Genomic DNA, 2,115 nt, shown 5'->3' with positions numbered 1-2,115 from the left:
GCGCGGATGCGGTTGGCGCAGATGCTGTTATTTTGGGCAAAGGCTGCGTGGACCTCTACAATCCGAAAACCGTAAGATCTACGATGGGTTCTTTATTCCATCTGCCTATTATAGAAGCGGATTTAAAAGAACTTCTGCCCGAAGCGAAAGAAAAAGGCATGAAGCTTATTGGGACAAGCCTACAAGCAGAGCATACCTGCTATGGCTACGACTGGACACAGTCAACATGGCTGCTGATGGGCAGCGAATCAGAAGGGCTGTCTCCTGAAGTTCGCGCACTCATGGATGAAACGGTCATTATTCCGATGGTTGGACAAGCAGAGTCGTTAAATGTAGCGATGGCAGCAACGGTTTTGCTGTACGAAAGCTTGCGTCAGCGGGCTTACAACAAATAAATATCGAGATCAAAAAAAGGCTGTTACAAGGTTATTTCCTTGTGACAGCCTCTCGTTTTTCACGCTAGCTTATTGGATAACTCCGCAAGCGATACGATTGCCAGAATTTCCAGATGGATCGGTAACATAATCATCTTCTTTTTCATGGATGATAATGGATGTGCCGCCGTCCTTTAATAAGGAATTTGGGTTGCCTTTCAAGAGCGTCACATCGCTGCTTACGATATCAGCCTTCACTTTGCCATCGGCACCTACCGTAATATTGGGGAGGTCTCCGTTATGGTAGCCTTTTGGATTGTTAAAGCCATGCTGCTTATTCACTGGATTGAAATGAGCTTCAGCTGTTTTGAAATCAGGAGTATCRCATTTGCCCACGCTGTGAAAGTGAATACCATGCTTGCCTGGAGGAAGCTTTTCCGCTTCAATGTGCAAATATACTTTGTCAGCTTTTTGGGTGAGCTGAGCGGATCCAATATGTTGGCCTTCGCTGTTAATTATAGTGACAAGTACTCCAGCAGGTTCAGCATTTGGATTTGGATGTGCTGATACAATTCCAAATGTTTGGGTCAGGAATAGCAAACAGACTAACATAGATATTTTTCTCATCRTATTCTCCCATTCATCATGTTTTTGTTTTTGACCGCATAGAAAACGGCAATATGTTTATAGTGTGCAAAACGATTACTTTTATACATAAAAATCCAGCTGGAGGAATGAGTATGAATATTAGAAGGTTCCTTGAAGAGGATATTAGTGAGGTTGTTTCCCTATTCTATGAAACGGTGCATGAAGTAAACAAACAACATTATTCAAAAGATCAGCTTAACGCTTGGGCTCCACAAGATGAGACAGACCAAAAAATCGAAGCTTGGAAGGAATCCATGGATCGAAATATTACTTTTATCGCTGAGAACAGCGGTCAAATTGTAGGATTTGCTGATATGACATATGGAGGGGAACTGGATCGAATGTATGTCCATAAGGATTATCAGAGAAGAGGCGTAGCTTCAGCCCTATTGAAAAAAATTGAAGCTGAAGCTGGTCGACTAGGGGTAAATGAGATAAAAACAGATGCGAGCATAACAGCAAAACCATTTTTTGAACGTCATGAATACCGGGAAGTCGAGTCACAAGTTGTGGAACGGAGAGGTGTGAAATTAAACAATTTTAAAATGATCAAAAAGCTGTAAAACTACTCATACGAAGAAGAATACTATGTAGCTGCTGCGTTTGTCGCAGCCTTCTGAATGCTATGAACACCCATCACKACTGCAATAAGCTCATAGCTATTAAGCACGGTTGAGAGATTGTGGAGACGGAAGGCTCCCGACTGGAGCCAAGTGCTCGTTTTTTCAAAGGAAGCAACCTCTTTCCCTGACGTATCCATGATCAAATAAACATAAGAGAAGGCAGGAGATTCAATTTGAAAAAGACCACGCTCCCCAGCGTCGTATTCATATCGTTTGCTGAAAAAAGTAAATCTGGTTCTCAGCACACCAATGATTGAATCTGCGGCGTCACGAACTTCCCATTTACTAGAGAAAAGACGGAATTTTCCACTGTAGAGGAGTCTAAGGTCGGATTCATAAACAGAAAGCATCGCACTGAACATGCTTTGTAAGTCTATAGTTCCAGCAGAGGCTCCATTTGCATCCATAATCGTTGTTTCTCCAGCATTAAAGAAGTTGCCTTTAAAATAAAGCTCCACTTGAATACCACC

Annotated in this window: 4 protein-coding genes; 2 read left to right on the top strand and 2 right to left on the bottom strand. The window is 42.4% G+C overall.

The genetic code is table 11. The features are described from left to right. A partial coding sequence (locus tag AC1DSE_RS34475; RefSeq protein WP_477529040.1) for a TrmH family RNA methyltransferase occupies window positions 1-395 on the top strand: 395 nt, incomplete at its 5' end. Window positions 396-464: 69 nt separating this feature from the next. Here AC1DSE_RS34475 and AC1DSE_RS34470 read toward each other — a convergent pair. After that, entirely contained in the window at window positions 465-1,001 is a 537-nt protein-coding gene (locus AC1DSE_RS34470) for a superoxide dismutase family protein (RefSeq protein WP_477511582.1), read from the bottom strand. A 113-nt stretch (window positions 1,002-1,114) separates the two neighbouring features. On the opposite strand from AC1DSE_RS34470, the gene AC1DSE_RS34465 reads away from it, so the two are divergent. Further along, on the top strand, window positions 1,115-1,585 hold the full coding sequence (locus tag AC1DSE_RS34465; protein ID WP_477511581.1) for a GNAT family N-acetyltransferase: 471 nt from the start codon (window positions 1,115-1,117) through the stop codon (window positions 1,583-1,585). Between the two features lie 23 nt (window positions 1,586-1,608). On the opposite strand, the gene AC1DSE_RS34460 is transcribed toward AC1DSE_RS34465, so the two are convergent. After that, window positions 1,609-2,115, bottom strand: a 507-nt coding sequence (locus AC1DSE_RS34460; RefSeq protein ID WP_477529039.1) for a hypothetical protein, incomplete at its 5' end; no start/stop codon positions are given.

The organism is Paenibacillus sp. 01L418, from assembly GCF_056400045.1.
Note: the sequence above shows the minus strand (reverse complement) of the source record. Positions and strands in the feature narration are given on the sequence as shown.